Source organism: Actinomadura sp. 9N407, assembly GCF_044326315.1.
GTDB lineage: Bacteria > Actinomycetota > Actinomycetes > Streptosporangiales > Streptosporangiaceae > Spirillospora.
The window spans coordinates 231,299-249,936 of record NZ_JBIRAW010000002.1; the positions used below are offsets into that span (position 1 = coordinate 231,299).

Genomic DNA, 18,638 nt, shown 5'->3' on the forward strand with positions numbered 1-18,638 from the left:
GCATATGGGACCATCCGCGTGGGGTCAATCCAGGCCCCCGGCCACCCGCCCGGACGGCCTCAGTAGACCCGCCCCCGGCCGCGCAGATCCTTGGCCAGCCGGTCCTCCTCCGGCCGCGGGAACGTGATCGTCCGCGGGTCCCCGTCGGAGGTGTACCGCGTCGCCGGCTGGGCCTTCAGCTTGTCCAGCCACGCGGTCGAGCAGAATTCCTTGCAATCATTTTCCTTGATCTTGCCCTCGGAGCGCACCCGGGCGATCGCGAACCGGTCGAAGTCCGCGTCGTGCGGGGAGATCGAGGGCCGCCACCCGGCGAGGAAGATCCCCTGGAACCCGTACGCGCCGTCCTTCTTCTCCGCCCACGACTTCTTGTCGGGCGCGGACCCGAAGGGGTAGGCCAGCGTCGCGGTGTGCGTTCCGGTCAGCGAAACGACCTTGCTCTCGATCGCGCCGATCTCCTTCTGCACCTCGCCCTTGGACAGCGTCGACAGGTCCTTGTGGGTCAGCGTGTGGTTGCCCAGCTCGAACCCGTTCTGGAGCAGCCATTTCAGCCCGGCCGACTCCTGCCCGGCCAGCTGGAAGAGCTCCTCGTTCAGGTAGAACGTCGCGGTCGCCCGGAACCCGGGGTACTGCCGCGCCACGTCCTGCAGGATCGCCACCGCCGTGTCGGCCTTGGGCCGCCCCTGCGGATCCAGCGCGAAGTGCCCCGGCGTGCTGTCGTCGAACGTCAGCACCACCGGATGCCGGCCCGCCGGGACGTTGATGTTCCCGGTCACGAACTCCCCGGCCGTGATCGGGACGTACCCCTCCTTGGCCAGCCGGACGAGCTCCTCGCGGAACTCGGTCGTCGACCGGTCCAGGGACAGCTCGGGCTTGGCGATGATCCGGTGGTACATCAGCACCGGGACCTGCCCCAGCTCGTTGGCCTTGGCGGCCGCCGCCGCGGGCGCCGCCGCCTGGACGGTCGCCACCGGCGCCGGCGCGGCCTGCTTGGACGGCCCCGCGCTCGCCGCCGCGGCCGCCGGCTCCCCCGCCGGCCCGCGCGTGCCGGGCTCCCGCTCGCCGGCGCTCGTACGGGCCGTGTCCGACGAATCCCCGCCGCCCGGATCGCCCGGCAGCCACAACCCCAGGGCCACGGCGAAGATCACGACAACGGCGGCGATCTTGTGAAGGAGTGGCACGGATCTTCTCCTCGATCAGCGCGGCGGGGCCACCAGGGCCGGGTTCGGCATCGGGCGCCTCACCCCCAAGCGGACAGCCCTCCACGTACCCGGACATGATCTCGTACAACCCGGTATCCCGCCCACCCGAACCACCCGATGACCATCAAGAATCCACTTGTTGACCAAGCCGCCCCAAACCCCCACTTCCCACCGTGCGGGCCGGTGGTTGACTCGTGGCGAGTTCGGCATTTCAGGGCTGGGTGTAGGCGAACACGCCACGAGTCAACGGGAGACCCGGGGAGGCGACCCGCGAGCGCGCTACCTGCCCGGGGAGGCGACGCCGAAGGCGAGCCTCACCGGGCAGATCGCGGAGCGATGCCGCGCTCGCACAAGGGCCGGTTAGGCGCGAGCCGCCAGGCGAGCGCCGTAGGCCGGGACTTTGGAAACACAGCGCGAAGCGATGCCGCGCTCGCACAAGGCACGGGCACGGCGGCGAGCCGCCAGGCGAGCCGCCGTGAGCCGGGACTTCAGTTAATGAGCCGCGTCCTGCCAGGTGAGGCCGGTGCCCATGCTGACCTCCAGCGGGGCGCGCAGTTCGTAGGCTCCGGCCATCTGCTCGCGGACCAGGGCCGTCAGCTCGTCGTGCTCGCCCGGGGCGACCTCGAAGACCAGCTCGTCGTGGACCTGCAGGAGCATCCGGGAGGTCAGGCCGTGCTCGCGCAGGGCCCGGTCGACGTTGAGGCCGGCGACCTTGACGATGTCGGCGGCCGAGCCCTGGACGGGGGCGTTGAGGGCCATCCGCTCGGCCATCTCGCGGCGCTGGCGGTTGTCGGAGGTGAGGTCGGGCAGGTAGCGGCGGCGGCCGAGGATGGTCTCGGTGTAGCCCTCCTGGCGGGCCCTGGCGACGACGTCCTGCAGGTAGTCGCGGACGCCGCCGAACTGCTGGAAGTACTCCTCCATCAGGGCGCGGGCCTCGTCGGGCGGGATGCGCAGCTGCTGGGAGAGCCCGTAGGCCGACAGCCCGTAGGCCAGGCCGTAGTTCATCGCCTTGATGCGGGCGCGCAGCTCGGCGTCGATCTTGTCGGGCGGCAGGCCGAACACGCGCGAGGCCGTGATGGTGTGGAAGTCGGCCTTGGCGTGGAAGGCCTCCAGCAGCGCCTTGTCCTCGGAGAGGTGGGCCATGATCCGCAGCTCGATCTGGCTGTAATCGGCGGTGAGCAGCGACTCGTAGCCGTCGCCGACGACGAAGGCCTCGCGGATCTGCCGGCCCTCGGCGGTGCGGATCGGGATGTTCTGCAGGTTGGGGTCGGTCGAGGAGAGCCGGCCGGTCGCCGCCACCATCTGGTTGAACGTGGTGTGGATGCGGCCGGAGTCGTCGGCCATCGGGATCAGCGAGGCGACGATGCTCTTGAGCTTGGAGACCTCGCGCCAGCGCAGGATGTATCCCAGCACCGGGTGCTCGTTCTTGATCTGCAGGTTGGTCAGGGCCTCGGAGTCGGTGGTGAAGCCGGTCTTGGTGCGCTTGGTCTTGGGCAGCCCCAGCTCGTCGAACAGCACCTGCTGGACCTGCTTGGGCGAGCCGAGCTTGAACTCGTGCCCGACGGCGTCGTGGGCGAGCTGCTCCTGCTCCTTCTCCTGGCCGCCCAGTGCCGACTCCATCGCGGCCAGCCGCTCGGCGTCGACGGCGATGCCGGCGCGCTCCATCGCGGCCAGCACGCCGACCAGGGGCAGCTCCACCTCGTGCAGAAGCCGGGTGGCACCCCGCTGGTCCAGGTCACGGTCGAGCACGTGCGCCAGCTCGGCGACGGCGCGGGCGCGTACGGCCAGGTCCTCTGCGGCCTCCTGCTCGCCCGAGCCGTCGAGGGTGAGCTGCCCGGAGTCGTCGGCCTCGGCGCGCAGTTCGCGGTGCAGGTAGCGCAGCGCGAGATCGGCCAGGTCGAAGGTGCGCTGGCCGGGCAGCGCGAGGTAGGCGGCCAGCGCGGTGTCGCTGGTGAGGCCGCGCAGCTCCAGGCCGCGGGCGGCCAGGGCCAGCATCGGGCCCTTGGCCTCGTGCAGCGCCTTGGGTCTGGACGGGTCGGCCAGCCAGGCGGCCAGGGCGCGCTCGTCGTCGTCGTTCAGCGCGGCCGGGTCGAGGTGGACGGCCGGGGTGGCCCCGCCCTCGGCGGCCACGGTGGAGGCCAGGGCGATGCCGGTCAGGTCGCCCGTGCCGCGCCCCCAGGAGCCGGTCACGGCGACGCCGGTGCGGTGCGCGGGCCCGGCGTGCTCGTCGAGCCAGGCGCCCAGAGCGCCGGGCTCCAGGCTCTGCACCTCGACCTCGAAGCCCTCGTCGGCCTCGGGCTCGGCGGCCGAGATCGAGGCGTACAGCCGCTCGCGCAGCACCTTGAACTGCAGCGAGTCGAACAGGGTGTGGATCTCGTCGCGGTCCCACTGCCCCATCGACAGCTGCGGCGGCCGCATGTCGAGGCCCATCTCGCAGTCGAGCTTGTTGAGCTGCTGGTTGCGCAGCACCTGGCCCAGGTGCTCGCGCAGGTTCTCGCCGGCCTTGCCCTTGATCTCGTCCACCCGGGCGACCAGCGTGTCCAGGTCGCCGTACTGAGTGATCCACTTGGCGGCGGTCTTGGGGCCGACGCCGGGCACGCCGGGCAGGTTGTCGCTGGTCTCGCCGACCAGCGCGGCCAGCTCGCGGTAGCGCTCGGGCGGCACGCCGTACTTGGCCTGCACCGCCGCCGGGTCCATCCGGGCCAGCTCGGAGACCCCGCGGATCGGGTACAGGATCGTGACGTGCTCGTTCACCAGCTGGAACGCGTCGCGGTCACCGGTCACGATCAGCGTCTGCATGCCGGACTCGGTCGCCTGGACCGACAGCGTGGCGATGATGTCGTCGGCCTCGAAGCCGGCCACCGACAACCGCGGGATCCGCAGCGCGTCCAGCACCTCGAAGATCAGGCTGACCTGGCTGCGGAACTCGTCGGGGGTCTTCTGCCGCCCGGCCTTGTATTCCACGTACTGCTCGTGCCGGAACGTGGGCTCCGAGCGGTCGAAGGCCACCGCGATGTGCGTGGGCTCCTCGTCGCGCAGCACGTTGATGAGCATCGAGGTGAAGCCGTACACCGCGTTGGTGGGCTGGCCGTCGGTCGTCGAGAAGTTCTCCACCGGGAGCGCGAAGAACGCCCGGTAGGCCAGGGAATGCCCATCCAGCAGGAGAAGCCGGTCTCGCTTGTCAGGGGTCGGAGCTGTCGTCGCCACACCAGGACTCTAGTCTGCGCGTACGACAGTTCGAGGGAGGCTCGATGAGCGAGGAGCGGCAGGACCCCGCCGCCGCGGTGCTGGGGGACGTCGCCGGCGAGGTCTACGGCGATCTGGCGCGGACCATGGGGATCGAGTACCTGGAGGCCTCGCCGGAGCGGGTGGTCGGCCGGATGCCGGTCAAGGGCAACACCCAGCCGTACGGGCTGCTGCACGGCGGCGCCTCCTGCGTGCTGGCCGAGTCGCTGGGCTCGGTCGGCTCCGCGCTGCACGCCGGCCGGGACCGGATCGCGGTGGGCATCGAGATCAGTGCCACCCACCACCGGTCGGCGGCCGAGGGCTGGATCACCGGTGTGGCCACCCGGATGCACGGCGGGCGCACGCTCGCCACGTACGACATCGTGCTCACCGATGACCAGGATCGCCGCGTGTGCACCGCCAGGCTCACCTGCATGCTCCGTGACAAGCCCACCGGCGAGGCCACTGGCAAGACCGCGAACTGACAGGAACGTTCCAGGGTTTTGTGGTGTTTTGCACCGGCCCGTTCCGGACTTCCTTTGCGAGGGACGGCGAACGGTCGGTAGCGTGGATCGGAACGCCCGGGATCACCGAGTAGACAACGTGCGTGTCCGGGGAAGGCCAGCACGGCCCCAAAGGTGATCCTGGGCTTTTCCCTGCCCGGTAGCGTTTCGGTATGCGCCGTGCCCTCCCGGTCCTCGCGCTCGCTCTGCTGCTCGTGCCGGTCGCCGTGACCGCGTGCTCCGGCGGCGGCGACGAGCCTGCCGCCACGTACGAACCGCCCGCCGAACGCGCCCGCGACGGCGAACGGGTCGTCCGCGGCAAGACGGCGCGCAGCAGCGACCTGGAGTTCACCGTGCTCGGCTACCAGGACGGCATCCGCGAGATCCTCGGCACCCACGCCGGCATGAAGCCCAAGGGACGGTACGTGCGGATCCGGCTGCTCACGGTCAACCGGGGACGCGACATCCAGGTCTTCGACACCTGGAAGCAGCTGCTCGTCACCACCGGCCTCGCCACCACAGGCGCGACCAGCGGCGAGCGCACCCACGTACCGGACGTGAACGCCACCATGGTCAAGCGGCAGCCCGAACGCCTGTCGGTCGGCGCGGCGATGCGCGCGGAGTTCGACCTCTGGTACGACCTGCCGGACGAGGCGAAGGTACGCGCGCTCAGGCTGGTCGGGTGGCCCAAGGTCGGCGCGGTCTCCGACCCGCCCCCCGCCGAGATCAAGCTGCCCTGAGCAACCGGGCTGCACGTGTCCACCGGGCCGTACGTGTCCACCGGGCCGTACGTGTCCACCGGGCCGTACGACGTCTCCGCCCCCGGCCAGTGGACCTGGACGGGGGCGGAGACGTCGTAGCGGTGAGCGGTTACAGGGACTTGCCGCTCCCGGAGCCGGAGGCATCGTCCTCCGGCTCATCGGCCGGTGCGGCATCGGCGGATACGGCGTCTGCCTTCGGCACCGCGGCATCCTTCGACACCGCGGCGCCCGCGGGCGCCGCGTCGCCGAGGTCGCCGCCGAGGTAGGCCGCGCGCACCTGCGGGTCGTCCAGCAGCTCCGAGGCGGGCGCCGTCTTGACCACCCGTCCCGTCTCCAGCACGTACGCCCGGTCCGCGATCTGCAGCGCCTGCTGGGCGTTCTGCTCGACCAGCAGCACCGTGGTGCCGCGCCGGTTGATCTCCTGGATGATCGTGAAGATCTGCTGCACCAGCATCGGCGCGAGGCCCATCGACGGCTCGTCCAGCAGCAGCACCTTGGGCTTGGCCATCAGCGCCCGCCCGATCGCGAGCATCTGCTGCTCGCCGCCGGACATCGTGCCGCCCGCCTGCTGCTTGCGCTCGGCCAGCCGCGGGAACAGCTCGTAGGCCTCCTTGAGCTCCGGCGAGGAGTCCCCCTTGCGGGCGTAGGCGCCCATCAGGAGGTTCTCCTCGACCGTCATGCCGGGGAAGATCCGGCGCCCCTCCGGGGCCTGCCCGATCCCCGCCATGACCCGCTTGTGCCCGGGCATCTTGCTGATGTCCTGGCCGTCGAAGACGATGGAGCCCGAGGACAGCGGCCGCAGCCCCGAGATCGTGCCCAGCGTCGTGGTCTTGCCCGCTCCGTTGGCGCCGATCAGCGTGACGATCTCGCCCTCGCCGACCTCGGCCGAGATCCCCTTGAGGGCCGCGATCTTGCCGTAGTGGACGTGGATGTCCTTGATCTCAAGAAGCATCGGCGGGAGCCCCCAGGTACGCCTCGATGACCCGCGGGTCGTTCTGGATGTCCGCGGGCCGGCCCTCGGCGATCTTCTGCCCGAAGTCCAGCACCGCGATCCGGTCGCTGATCCCCATCACCAGGCTCATGTCGTGCTCGATCAGCAGCACGGTACGGCCCGAGTCGCGGATCCTGCGGATCAGATCCTGCAGCGACAGCTTCTCCGCCGGGTTCATCCCGGCGGCCGGCTCGTCCAGCAGCAGCAGCTTGGGATCGGTGGCCAGCGCGCGGGCGATCTCCAGCCGCCGCTGGTCGCCGTACGGCAGGTTCTTCGCCGCCTCGTCCAGCCGGTGCGGGATGCCCACGAACTCCAGCAGCTCCCGCGCCTTGCGGCGGCCGTCGCGCTCCTCGCGCCGGTGCCAGGGCAGCCCGAGGCCCGCCCCGACGAATCCCGTACGGTGATGCGCGTCCGCCCCCACCATGACGTTCTCCAGCGCCGTCATGTTGTGGAACAGGCGCACGTTCTGGAACGTACGGGCGACACCGAGCTTGGTGACCGCGAACCGCTTCTGGCCGTCGATGCGCTTGCCGTTGAAGAGGATCTGCCCCTCCGTCGGCCGGTAGACCCCGGTGGTCACGTTGAACACCGTGGTCTTGCCCGCGCCGTTCGGGCCGATCAGCGCGAAGATCTCGCCCTTCCCGATCGTCAGCTCGACCTGGTTGAGCGCGACCACGCCACCGAAGCGCATCGTGGCCTTCCGCAGCTCCAGTACCGGCTCGGGCACCGGGACGGAGTCCACGGCCCCGTCCGCGTTCGCCTTCGATACCGGCTTCTCGTCGCCGCTCACTTGCTCACCTCCGTGGCCGAATCGCCATCGGCCCGACCGGACGCACCGGGACCGGCCGTACCTGGACCGGCCACCTCCGCGCCCAAACTGCCCATACCCCCGGTGCCTTCGGCCAGTTCGGCCTTGCGCTGCCGGGACGGCCACAGGCCCTCGGGACGGAACACCATCATCGCCACCAGCGCGGCGCCGAACAGCAGCATCCGGTAGTCGTCCGACAGCCGCAGCCGTTCCGGCAGCCAGGCGACGACGAACGCGCCGAGCATCACTCCGGGCATGTTGCCCGAACCGCCCAGCACCACCGACGCCAGGATCAGCGCCGACAGCAGGAACACGAAGTTCTCCGGGTTGATCGACGTCTGCTTGGTCGCGAACACCACGCCGCCGCTGCCGCCGATCGCCGCGCCGATCGCGAACGCGGCCAGCTTGAACCGGAACGTCGGCACGCCCATCAACTCGGCCGCGTCCTCGTCCTCGCGGATCGCCGCCCACGACCGGCCGACCCGGCTGTGCTCCAGCCGCTTGACGAAGATGATCGTCACCACGATGAAGAAGACCAGCAGGTAGTAGTACGGGCGCGAATCCAGGAACTCGTACTTCAGCGGCTGTACGCCGAAGATCTCGAAGTCCGACAGGTCCGGCGGCCGCGGAATGCCCTGGATCCCGCGGGGGCCGTTGACGAAGTCGCTGTTGTTGGCGGTCTTCTTGACGATCTCACCGAAGCCGAGCGTCACGATCGCCAGGTAGTCGCCGCGCAGCCGCAGCGTCGGCCCGCCCAGGACGACCCCGGACAGCGCCGACAGCAGGATGGCCAGGACCAGGATCTCCCAGAAGCTCCACCCGTACCTGACGCCGAAGATGCCGATGGTGTAGCCGCCGACGGCGTAGAAGGCCACGTAGCCGAGGTCGAGCAGGCCGGCCATGCCGACCACCACGTTGAGTCCGAGCGCCAGCAGGATGTAGATCCCGATCTGGTCGCTCAGCATGGCCCCCCAGTCGGCGCCCGGCGCCATGAAGGAGCCGATCGCCTCGCTCGGCAGCAGCAGCGCGCCGATGATCAGGAGGATGTAGACCGACCAGCGCGCGTACCCGGGCGCCACGGCCCATCGGTCGCGGACCGTGTCCAGGCCGCCGCTCAGACCGCTCCGGCCGTTCTTGAGGTTGTTCCGGCCGTTCTTGAGGTTCTTTGTCATGTTCATGCGCGCGCCTGCTGAAGGGACTCACCGAGGATGCCGGTGGGACGGAACATGAGGACCAGGATCAGGACGGTGAACGCCACGACGTCGCGCCATTCCGAGCCGAAGATGCTGGATCCGTACATCTCGAACAAGCCCAGCGCGAACCCGCCGACCAGCGCACCGCGGATGTTGCCGATCCCGCCGAGCACCGCCGCCGTGAACGCCTTGATCCCGAGCAGGAAGCCGGCGAAGTACCAGGCCTGCTCGAAGCGCACGAAGTACAGCGCGGCGGCGACGCCCGCCATCGCGCCGCCGACCAGGAACGTCGCCGACACCACCCGGTCGATGTTGACACCCATCAGCACCGCGGCCTGCGGATCCTGCGCCGTCGCACGGATGCCGCGGCCGAGCCTGGTGCGGTTCACGAACTGGTCGAGCGCGATCATCATCAGCACCGCGCCCAGGAACACGATCAGCTTGTCGTTGCTGATCACGATCGGGCCGATGTCGATGACGTTCGTGCGCTCCACGAAGTGCTCGTTCACCGGCAGCTTGCCCTCGGCCTCGGTCTTGCCGAAGACCCGCGGGACGATCACGGTGGCGAAGAGCTGCTGCAGGAAGATGGAGGCGCCGATCGCGGAGATCAGCGCCGCCAGCCGGGACGCGCCCTTCTTCCGCAGCGGCCGGTAGGCCACCACCTCCAGCAGCATCGCGCTGCCACCGGAGACCAGGCCCGCCACCAGCGCCATGAGCGCCACCAGGCCGACCAGGGCCATGCCGCCGACGCCGGAGACGCCCAGCAGTTGCACGGTGCCGAGCGCGGCGAAGGTTCCGACCATCCAGATCTCGGCATGGGCGAAGTTGATGAGCCGGAGCACGCCGTAGACCATCGTGTACCCGAGTGCCACCAGGGCGTAGATCGCCCCTAGCGACAGGCCGTCGATGGTGTACAGCCAGAAAGTATCAGTGAAATTGTCGAACACTCTGGTGAAGTCGTCGAACACCTTTGGTCGCCTTTGTGAAAAAGTGGTCGCCTTTGTGAACGGAGCGGGAGCGCGCACGGCGCTCCCGCTCCCGCGCCTGCGGGCGCCACTCAGAGGGGCGCGATGGAAAGCGGGCGTGTCCGGACCGCCCTACTCGACCTTGGCGTCCTTGGTGTTGCCGAGCAGCGGCATCTTGTTGCCCTCGACCTCGTACATGTAGATGTCCTGCGAGGCCAGTTCGCCCTTGGCGTCGAACTTGATCGGCTTGCCGACACCCTCGAAGCTCACCGTCGACAGGAACTGGTTGATCTTCTCGGGCTCGGTGTTGCCGGCCTTGATGGCCTCGATGAACGAGCTGGCCGCGTCGAAGCCCTCACCCGAGTAGATCGCGACCGGCGTGGTGAACTTCGCCTGGTAGTCCGTCGCGAACTTCTTGGCCTTGGCGTTGCTGGTACCGGCCTCGTCGATCAGGCAGCCGCAGCTGAGCATGGCGCCCTGGGCGTTCTCCTGGCCCGCGCCCTCGATCAGCCCGGTGGCCAGTGAGCCGTCGCCCGACATCAGGCGGGCCTTGACGCCGCCCTCGCGCAGCTGCTTGAACAGCCGGCCGGCCACCGCGTAGTAGCCGCCGAAGTAGACGACGTCGGGGTTGAACTGCTTGATCTTGTTGACCGTCGAGGAGTAGTCGGTCGCCTTGTCGTCGACCGGGTCGGTCTGGACCTCGCCGCCCTTCTCCTTGACGACCTTGGCGATGCTGTCGGCCAGGCCCTTGCCGTAATCCTGGTTGTCGTGGATCGTGGCGACCTTCTTGGCCTTGAGCTGGTTGGTGATGAAGTCGCCGGCACCGGCGCTCTGCACCGCGTCGTCGGCCACCACCCGGTGCCAGAACTTCCAGCCCTTCTCGCCCAGCGTGATCTGCGTCGCCGACGGCGACACGCTCGGGATCTTGCCCTCTTCGAGGATCGGGCCGGTGCTCTGCGACTCACCGGAGAAGGCCGGGCCGATCAGGCCGACGATCTTGTCCTGCTTGATGGCGCCCTGGACCAGGGTGGTCGCCTGCTCCGGCTTGCCCTGGCTGTCGTACTCCTTGAACTTGATCTTGACCTTGGGGTTGGTCGCGTTGTACTGCTCGATCGCCAGCTGCGCGCCGTTCCTCGGCGGGATCACCAGGCCCGAGTTCTCACCGGTCAGGTCACCCATGAACCCGATCGTGACCTCGTTGCCACCACCAGAGCCGTCGCCGCCGTCGCCGCACGCGGCGAGGCCGAACGTCAGCATCGCGCTCACCGCCACCGCGCCGGTGACTCTCAACATGTTGCGCCGCAAGGTGCCCAACCTTTCCATCCGGATCCGGGAGGGGATCGGGTACGAGTCATGCCCCGACACCGATACCTCTTGGGAGGAATCGGTCAGTCAGGGAGCAGGTCAGTCGTACACCGATCGGCCACCCCAGAGCAGGACCCCCGGGCAGAAGGGTTACTCGTTCGTTACGGCTCCGTGCTCATCGAACCACGTCCCGGCCAGCGACGATCACGCAGCGTCACGATCGCCGACGGACGGGTGAGAACAGGGCCCCGAGACGCCGGTGACGTCCGAAAGCACGGACACCGGAAGTACGGAGCCGGAAGCACGGAGCCGGGAACGGCGAATGCGGCGGCGGGCGGGTCAGCCGTCGGAGGCCGCGCCGTCCTTACCGGGCTCGCCCAGCGCCCCGGCGACCACGGCGTCGGCCACGGCGCGCATGGTGAGCCGCCGGTCCATCGAGGTCTTCTGGATCCAGCGGAACGCCTCCGGCTCGGTCCAGCCGTTGGCCTCCTGCAGCAGCCCCTTGGCGCGATCCACCACCTTGCGGGTCTCCAGCCGGTCCTGCAGGTTGCCGACCTCGGCCTCCAGCGCGCGCAGCTCGGTGTAGCGGCTGACCGCCATCTCGATCGCGGGCGCGAGGTCGGTCTTGGTGAACGGCTTGACCAGGTAGGCCATCGCCCCGGCGTCGGTGGCCCGCTGCACCAGCTCGCGCTGCGAGAACGCGGTGAGGATGACCACCGGTGCGATCCGTTCCGCGGAGATCCGCTCGGCCGCCGAGATGCCGTCCAGCACGGGCATCTTGACGTCCAGGATCACCAGATCCGGGCGGTGCTCGACGGCCAGCCGCACGGCCGTCTCGCCGTCGCCGGCCTCGCCGACGACGTCGTAGCCGTCCTCCTGCAGCATCTCCTTCAGGTCCAGGCGGATCAGGGCTTCATCTTCTGCGATCACAACTCGCCGAGCGCTATCCGTCACGCGCACGAGACTACCGGGACGCTGTACCCTGGTCCCCGGTGGCCCCGAGGACCGCCACCAATCCGGACATCTAGCTCGATGTCAGGATGAATGCCGGGATGGTGGAATGGTAGACACGAATCCCTCAAAAGGATTTGTCCGAAAGGGCGTGCGGGTTCGAATCCCGCTCCCGGTACCGAAGGTAATCGCGCCTGAACTGTCAGTGGTCGCCCCGACCATGGCGTCATGCAGGACACCAACCCACGGCGCCATGCGTTACGGCTGCTCACCTCAGGCTTCACCCTCGCCGAGGTGCACCGGCAAACCGGAATCCCTCTCTCCACGCTGAGCCGCTGGCGGCTCACAACCGGAGAGACGCGATTCCGTGACCTCGCCACATGTCCACGCTGCCACGGCCGCGATCTCGACCCGTCGTCCTATTCCTACCTCCTCGGCCTCTACCTGGGAGACGGGCACATCGTCAAGACATCGGGCGACAAAGGCGTCCACCGCCTGGAGACCCAGCATGGGCCAGGCAGGAACCACACGCGCAAGATCGAATTGGTGGCCTGGCAACAGAAGGTCGTGGACGGGTTCACCGAGGAATTCATTCGCGGGCTGCTCCACTCCGACGGGTGCCGGAGTACGAACCGCGTACGGCGTCCGGGCAAGGAGGGTGATCGCTGGTACGAGTACCCGCGCTATTTCTTCAGCAACGTGTCGACGGACATCCAGCGGCTCTTCACAGACGCGCTGGACCGCATCGGCATCCCATGGACCCAGGCGAACAAGAAGAACATCTCGGTCGCCCGCAAGGAGGGCGTGGCACGGCTGGACGAGTTCGTGGGGCCGAAGCACTGAGGCCGGCGCCGTGGAGCCGAAGCCGCCGCGCCGCCCGGATGACGGACGGCGCGACGGCGATGGGCTCCGCTACTCCTTCGTGGTCCTGACGCGCTCGTCCTCGACCGGCCGGTTCCGGAAGTACTCGCGGGTCTCGCGGTAGACCAGCGGCGACAGGATCAGCAGGCCGATCAGGTTGGGCAGCGCCATCAGGCCGTTCATGACGTCGGAGAAGGTCCACACCGTGGTGAGCGTGGTGGTGGCGCCGACGTAGGCGACCAGGATGAAGATCAGGCGGTACGGCAGCACCGCCCTTCGCCCGAACAGGTACTCCATGCAGCGCTCGCCGTAGTAGGACCAGCCGAGCAGGGTGGAGAACGCGAAGAAGATCACGCTCACCGTGACGATGACGCTGCCCCATTCGCCGGGCAGCCCCGCGTCGAACGCGCGGCCGGTGAAGGTGGCCGCCTCGTCCTTGCCGCCCTCCTTCCACACGCCGGTGACGACGATGGTCAGCGCGGTGAAGCTGACGACGATCAGGGTGTCGATGAAGGTCTGCGTCATCGAGACCAGGGCCTGGCGGACCGGGTGGGTGGTCTTGGCGGCGGCGGCCGCGATGCCGCCGGTGCCCAGGCCGGACTCGTTGGAGAAGATGCCGCGCGCCACGCCGTACTGGATGGCAGCGGCGACCCCGGCACCGGCGAAACCGCCGGTGGCGGCGGTGCCGGTGAAGGCGTCGGCGAAGATCAGGCCGATCGCGGCGGGCACCTCGCCGATGTTGAGGGCCAGCACGGCGGCCGCGCCGAGGATGTACAGGACGATCATCATCGGGACGAAGGCGCTGGTGACGCGGCCGATGCTCTTGATGCCGCCGAGGATCACCACGGCGGTCAGCACGGTGATGATCACGCCGGTGATCGCGGGGTCCAGGCCCCACTCGTCCTTGACGTTGGCGGCGACGGCGTTGGCCTGCGTCATGTTGCCGATGCCGAACGCGGCGAAGGCTCCGGCGATGGCGAAGAACCCGCCGAGGAAGATGCCCAGCGGACCCTTGATGCCCCTGCGGAGGTAGTGCATCGGGCCGCCGCTCTGCTCGCCGGCGGCGTCGGTGCGGCGGAACCGTACACCGAGGAAGGCCTCGCTGTACTTGGTGGCCATGCCGACCATGCCGGTGAACCACATCCACACGACCGCGCCGGGACCGCCCAGGGCGATCGCGGTGGCGACACCCGCGATGTTACCGACGCCGACGGTGGCGGCCAGGGCCGTGGCGAGGGCCTGGTAGTGGGAGATGTCACCGGCCACGTCGGCCTTGTCGGCGTCCGAGCGCTTGATGAACGCCAGCCAGAAGGCCAGCCGGAAGCGGCGGACCTGGATCCCGCGCAGCAGGACGGTCAGGTACAGGCCGGTGAGCAGGAGCAGGGGGATCAGCAGCCAGGGGCCCCAGATGAAGCCACTGGCATCGGTCAGGAAATCGTCAACGGGTTTCATAACACCACCGGTCAGGTAGCAGCAGGAGCGACCCCCGGACCGTAGACAAGTACGAGGCTTTTGACCACCCTCTGCGACCAGCCGTTACGAGATCGTCTTTGCCGCTTTCTCACCCCTTGACCCGCGGCGTGCGCGCCATGGCCGAGTCGGGGTGTCCCGGCTCCGGGCGCCAGGGCGCCGTCCAGGGTGTCCGTAGCGTCGCCGGATCGAGACCGCGCAGTGACGTGGCGCACCCTGCGGCGCACCCGCGGCAGGGTGCCGGCGGGTGCGTACGCCGGGTGCGTACGACGGGCCCGGAGTCCGTCAGGAGGAGGCGGCCGTCAAGGGGAGGCGGCCGTCAGGGGGAGGTGGCCGTGGCGATGGCGTCGCCGATGCGGTGGACGCGCAGCGCGTTGGTGGAGCCAGGGGTGCCGGGGGGCGAGCCGGCCACGATGACGACGCGGTCGCCCTTCTGGCAGCGGCCGGACTCCAGCAGGCCCTGCTCGACCTGGTTGACCATCTCGTCGGTGTGGTTCGCGAACGGGACGATGTGCGTCTCCACGCCCCAGACGTGGGCGAGCCGGCCCCGGACGGCGGGGACCGAGGTGAACGCGAGCAGCGGGATCGGCGAGCGGTAGCGGGACAGCCGGCGCGCGGTCTCGCCGGACATGGTGAACGCGACGAGGGCCTCGGCCTCGATGATGGCGCCGACCTCCGCGGCGGCGCGGGCGATGGCGCCGCCGATGGTCTCGGGCATGCGGTCGAGGGTGTGGGTGGCGTGCAGCGCGGCCTTCTCGGCGGTGGAGACGATCCGCCCCATCGTCCGGACCGACTCGATGGGGTACTGGCCGACGCTGGTCTCGCCGGAGAGCATCACCGCGTCGGCGCCCTCGAAGACGGCGTTGGCGACGTCGGAGGTCTCGGCGCGGGTGGGACGCGGCGCGGAGATCATCGATTCCAGCATCTGGGTGGCGACGATGACCGGGCGGGCCTTCTCGCGGCACAGCTCGATGGCGCGCTTCTGGACGATCGGCACCTCTTCGAGCGGGAGCTCGACGCCGAGGTCGCCGCGGGCGACCATGATGCCGTCGAAGGCGGCGACGATCTCGGGCAGCAGATCGACGGCCTGCGGCTTCTCGATCTTGCCGATCAGGGGGACGCGGACGCCCTCCTCCTCCATGATCCGGTAGCAGATCTCGGCGTCCTCGGGGGTACGGACGAAGGACAGGGCGACCATGTCCACGCCCAGGCGCAGCGCCCAGCGCAGGTCGGTCTCGTCCTTGCCGGTGAGGGCGGGCACGCTGACCGGCACGCCGGGCAGGTTGAGGCCCTTGTTGTCGGAGACCATGCCGCCGACCTCGACGGTGGTGCGCACCCGGGGCCCGTCGACCTCGGTCACCCGCAGCGCGACCCGGCCGTCGTCGATCAGGACCGCGTCGCCGGGGCCGACGTCGCCCGGCAGGCCGGCGTAGGTGGTGGACACCTCCTTGCGGGTGCCCGTGACGTCCTCGGTGGTGATGGTGAACTCGTCGCCGAGGGTGAGCCGGACGGGCCCGTCCGGGAACCGGCCGATTCGGATCTTGGGTCCCTGCAGGTCGGCCAGGATGCCGACGCCGCGGCCGGTGGCCGTGGAGGCGGCCCGGATCCGGTGGTAGACCTCCTCGTGGACGGCATGCTCGCCATGGCTCATATTGAGCCGGGCGACGTCCACGCCGGCCTCGACGAGGGCGTGGATCTGCTCGGCGGAGGAGCAGGCGGGGCCGATGGTACTGACGATCTTCGCTCGACGGGTCACATGCACAACGCTACTTAGTTACCAGCCAGTACGGATATTCATGCAGGATACGGTCGCCGGAGATTCATCCACTGGTCTAGCTCAAGGGTCTAGACCAGTGGCCCCGTGGTGAGGATCGGGGTGAGGGCTCGCGGTAAGGCACGCGATGGGTCCCCGTGGTCACGATCCGCGGTGGGCGCGGTCAGCCGGCGAGCTTCTGGACGGCCGTCCGGCAGAACGCCTTGAGGTCGTCCGGCTTGCGGCTGGTGACCAGGACGTTGGGTCCACCTTCGCAGGTCACGACCTCCTCGTCGACCCAGTCGGCGCCGGCGTTACGCAGATCGGTCCGCAGGCTTGGCCACGAGGTGACCCTGCGGCCGCGGACGACATCGGCCTCGATCATGGTCCAGGGCGCGTGGCAGATGGCCGCGACGGGCTTGCCCGCGTCGAAGAACCCCTTGACGAACGCGACCGCCTTGGGCTGGGTCCGCAGGAAGTCGGGGTTGGCCACGCCGCCAGGCAGCACCAGGCCGTCGAACTCCCCCTGGTCGGAGACGTCCACGGTGGTGTCCACGTCGAAGTGGTCGGCCTTGTCGAGGTGGTTGAACCCCTGGATCCGGCCGGACTGGGTGGAGACCAGGCGCGGGCTGCCGCCCGCCTGCTCCACGGCCTGCCAGGGCTCGGTCAGCTCGACCTGCTCGGTCCCTTCGGGCGCGGCCAGGAAGGCGATGGTCTTACCCTGCAGTTCGGTGCCCATGTGCTCGGTGACCTCCTCGTCAGTGGTGAACGAACGATGCGTGTGGGACTGCCCACCCGAACGGCCTGCCCACCAGAACGGGCGGTATGCAGGCAGCGTGCTATCTAGGCAGGGTGCTCTGCACGAAGGGTGGTATGCAGGAAGGGTGGTATGCAGGAAGGGTGGAGGTCACGAGCTACCGCGAGTCCCCGGCGCCGCCGGGACTGGGCTTCGCCTGCCTGTGGAGCCATGAGCAGTCGGGCAGCGCGCGGGCACCGCACGTCCAGCAGGTGGTCCCGGACGGGTGCATCGACCTGATCTGGTGGAAAGACCGCGCCGAGCTCATGGTGGCGGGCCCGGACACCGGCCCTTCGCCCCCCGGCAGGCTCGAGCCGGGTGAACGGCTCGTCGCCGTACGGTTCCGTCCCGGTACGGCGCCGCCCGCCCTCGGGGTGCCCGCCGATGCCATCAGGGACGTGCGGGTCCCTTTGCGGGAGTTGTGGGGAACGGAGGCCGACCGGCTGGCCGAGGCCATGGCGGCCTCCAGCGACCCGCACACGCCCCTGGTCGATGCCGTCCGGGCCCGGACCTCGGCGGCGCCCGATCCGCTCGTACCGGCGCTGGTGGCGGCCCTGGAGAGCCATCCGGTACGGGAGGTCGCCGGCACCCTGGGGCTGAGCGAGCGGCAGCTGCGCAGGCGTGCTCACGCCGCGTTCGGCTACGGGCCCAAGACACTGCAGCGTGTGCTGCGTTTCCAGCGCGCGCTGAGGCTCGCGCGGGCCGGGGAGCCGCTGGCGGACGTCGCGTACGCCGTGGGCTATGCCGATCAAGCCCATATGGCCAATGAGGTACGGGACCTGGCCGGCACGCCTATCCGCGCGCTGCTCTGAGCCCCCCGAGCCTCATGACACGCGCCTCATGACACGCCGGGCCTCATGATTCGAGTCTTCCGTAGGCGCGGAGCGTCCTGAGGCGTTCGACCGTGATGTATCCGCGCCATTCGGGCTCGACGATGGGCGTCCAGAAGGGGAAGTTCACCGTCCAGCCCCCATCGTCCAGACGGGTGTCCACGAGGGCGTCGAGGTGGGCGTCCAGGACGGTGGCGTCGAAGAGCCGGTGGGCGATCCCGCCGGGCGACGGCGCGAAATCGAGCGGTGAGTGGTGCGTGCCCTCCGCGTACGGGTCGAGGGCGACGTTGGCCAGGAGAGCGTCCCGGATCCGGTCGAACACGGCCTCGGCGCGCTTCCGGTCAGGGACATGGTCCAGGAACGCCAGGATCGCCAGCGTGTCGTACGGGCCCGGCTCGTTCCCCTCCTCCTCCAGGTAGCCCCAGCAGAAGTCGGTCGCGGGACCAAGCCACGGGTGGTCGGCGCCCATCAGGTGCAGCAGCCCGGCAAGGGACGCGGTGGGGTTGATGTTGGCGGGCGGGTCGTCGGGCGTCTGCCACCAGGGGGCGCGCGGGGCGTCCCGTACGGTCGGCAGCACGAACGGCACTCCCCCGCCCGGACGGGTGATTGACGCCAGGAAGTCTCCGATCCGCCGCACGGCCGGGTCGTCGTCCGCCCCCACCTCGTGCAGGGTCTCCAGGGCGTGCTGGGCGGGGACCGGCTGGCTGGCCTCGCCCCTCAGATCGGGCTCGAACGCGTGGCCGTAGCCGCCGTCGGGGTTCTCGTACGGGCGCAGCGCGGCCAGGACGGCCTCAGGCGTGCCACCGCGGAAATGGAAGGCGAACCGGCGGCGGTCGATGAGCCGGGCGTTGAGCCGCAGGAACTCCTCGGCCGTGTCCAGGTCCTTGGCCTGCAAGGTCTTCATATCGCCGACCCTAGGCCGCCGCCGCCGGGCGGTATTGCAGGAAACGGCCACGGCAATGGACGCGGCCCACGGACACGGCCCAGGGCCGAGCCTGTACGAACCATGATCGGCTTTGCTTCACTG

General features: G+C 69.6%; 15 protein-coding genes, 1 tRNA gene and 1 pseudogene. 5 read left to right on the top strand and 12 right to left on the bottom strand.

Annotation, left to right across the window (positions count from 1 at the left end; genetic code table 11):
* Positions 1–59: 59 nt before the first annotated feature.
* Together ACH34Q_RS03770 and polA are read right to left on the bottom strand one after the other, a co-directional pair.
* On the bottom strand, positions 60–1,178 hold the full coding sequence (locus ACH34Q_RS03770) for a polysaccharide deacetylase family protein (RefSeq protein ID WP_395981297.1): 1,119 nt from the start codon (positions 1,176–1,178) through the stop codon (positions 60–62).
* A gap of 513 nt (positions 1,179–1,691) precedes the next feature.
* Positions 1,692–4,406, bottom strand: coding sequence for a DNA polymerase I (polA, locus tag ACH34Q_RS03775; protein ID WP_395981298.1), 2,715 nt, complete (start codon positions 4,404–4,406; stop codon positions 1,692–1,694).
* A gap of 44 nt (positions 4,407–4,450) precedes the next feature.
* Between polA and ACH34Q_RS03780 the strand changes: the two genes are divergently transcribed.
* Together ACH34Q_RS03780 and ACH34Q_RS03785 are read left to right on the top strand one after the other, a co-directional pair.
* A complete protein-coding gene (locus tag ACH34Q_RS03780) occupies positions 4,451–4,909 on the top strand; it encodes a PaaI family thioesterase (RefSeq protein ID WP_395981299.1) in 459 nt (152 codons plus the stop codon).
* A gap of 191 nt (positions 4,910–5,100) precedes the next feature.
* Positions 5,101–5,667 carry a DUF4352 domain-containing protein gene (locus ACH34Q_RS03785; protein WP_395981300.1) on the top strand — a complete coding sequence of 189 codons (567 nt, stop codon included), beginning with the start codon at positions 5,101–5,103 and terminating at the stop codon, positions 5,665–5,667.
* 271 nt (positions 5,668–5,938) lie between these two features.
* Here ACH34Q_RS03785 and ACH34Q_RS03790 read toward each other — a convergent pair.
* The 6 genes and pseudogenes from ACH34Q_RS03790 to ACH34Q_RS03815 all read right to left on the bottom strand — a co-directional run.
* Positions 5,939–6,640, bottom strand: a pseudogene (locus ACH34Q_RS03790) (ABC transporter ATP-binding protein); the annotation flags it as partial.
* Entirely contained in the window at positions 6,630–7,370 is a 741-nt protein-coding gene (locus ACH34Q_RS03795) for an ABC transporter ATP-binding protein (protein WP_395981624.1), read from the bottom strand. The gene ACH34Q_RS03795 and the pseudogene ACH34Q_RS03790, both read right to left, overlap by 11 nt.
* A 95-nt stretch (positions 7,371–7,465) precedes the next feature.
* Positions 7,466–8,665 carry a branched-chain amino acid ABC transporter permease gene (locus ACH34Q_RS03800; RefSeq protein WP_395981301.1) on the bottom strand — a complete coding sequence of 400 codons (1,200 nt, stop codon included), beginning with the start codon at positions 8,663–8,665 and terminating at the stop codon, positions 7,466–7,468.
* Complete coding sequence (locus ACH34Q_RS03805) at positions 8,662–9,627, bottom strand: branched-chain amino acid ABC transporter permease (protein WP_395981625.1); 966 nt, start codon at positions 9,625–9,627, stop codon at positions 8,662–8,664. Before ACH34Q_RS03805 ends, ACH34Q_RS03800 begins: the two co-directional genes overlap by 4 nt.
* A gap of 150 nt (positions 9,628–9,777) precedes the next feature.
* The gene (locus tag ACH34Q_RS03810) at positions 9,778–10,950 is read right to left on the bottom strand and encodes a branched-chain amino acid ABC transporter substrate-binding protein (RefSeq protein ID WP_395981302.1); all 1,173 of its coding nucleotides are present in this window, start codon (positions 10,948–10,950) and stop codon (positions 9,778–9,780) included.
* Between the two features lie 339 nt (positions 10,951–11,289).
* Positions 11,290–11,880 carry an ANTAR domain-containing response regulator gene (locus ACH34Q_RS03815; protein ID WP_395981303.1) on the bottom strand — a complete coding sequence of 197 codons (591 nt, stop codon included), beginning with the start codon at positions 11,878–11,880 and terminating at the stop codon, positions 11,290–11,292.
* 116 nt (positions 11,881–11,996) lie between these two features.
* On the opposite strand from ACH34Q_RS03815, the gene ACH34Q_RS03820 reads away from it, so the two are divergent.
* A tRNA-Leu gene (locus ACH34Q_RS03820) sits at positions 11,997–12,079 on the top strand.
* A 50-nt stretch (positions 12,080–12,129) separates the two neighbouring features.
* Positions 12,130–12,744 carry a helix-turn-helix domain-containing protein gene (locus ACH34Q_RS03825; protein WP_395981304.1) on the top strand — a complete coding sequence of 205 codons (615 nt, stop codon included), beginning with the start codon at positions 12,130–12,132 and terminating at the stop codon, positions 12,742–12,744.
* Between the two features lie 69 nt (positions 12,745–12,813).
* On the opposite strand, the gene ACH34Q_RS03830 is transcribed toward ACH34Q_RS03825, so the two are convergent.
* The 3 genes from ACH34Q_RS03830 to ACH34Q_RS03840 all read right to left on the bottom strand — a co-directional run bounded on the left by ACH34Q_RS03830 (position 12,814) and on the right by ACH34Q_RS03840 (position 16,724).
* On the bottom strand, positions 12,814–14,214 hold the full coding sequence (locus tag ACH34Q_RS03830) for an alanine/glycine:cation symporter family protein (RefSeq protein WP_395981305.1): 1,401 nt from the start codon (positions 14,212–14,214) through the stop codon (positions 12,814–12,816).
* Between the two features lie 337 nt (positions 14,215–14,551).
* Positions 14,552–15,988, bottom strand: coding sequence for a pyruvate kinase (gene pyk / locus ACH34Q_RS03835; RefSeq protein ID WP_395981306.1), 1,437 nt, complete (start codon positions 15,986–15,988; stop codon positions 14,552–14,554).
* A 181-nt stretch (positions 15,989–16,169) separates the two neighbouring features.
* Positions 16,170–16,724 (bottom strand): type 1 glutamine amidotransferase domain-containing protein, encoded by a 555-nt coding sequence (locus tag ACH34Q_RS03840; protein ID WP_395981307.1) that lies wholly within the window; start codon positions 16,722–16,724, stop codon positions 16,170–16,172.
* Positions 16,725–16,885: 161 nt separating this feature from the next.
* Here ACH34Q_RS03840 and ACH34Q_RS03845 point away from each other — a divergent pair, with 161 nt between their 5' ends.
* Positions 16,886–17,593: a helix-turn-helix domain-containing protein gene (locus tag ACH34Q_RS03845; protein WP_395981308.1), complete on the top strand. Its 708-nt coding sequence runs from the start codon at positions 16,886–16,888 to the stop codon at positions 17,591–17,593.
* 43 nt (positions 17,594–17,636) lie between these two features.
* Here ACH34Q_RS03845 and ACH34Q_RS03850 read toward each other — a convergent pair whose 3' ends face one another.
* On the bottom strand, positions 17,637–18,515 hold the full coding sequence (locus ACH34Q_RS03850) for a hypothetical protein (protein ID WP_395981309.1): 879 nt from the start codon (positions 18,513–18,515) through the stop codon (positions 17,637–17,639).
* Positions 18,516–18,638: the final 123 nt, after the last annotated feature.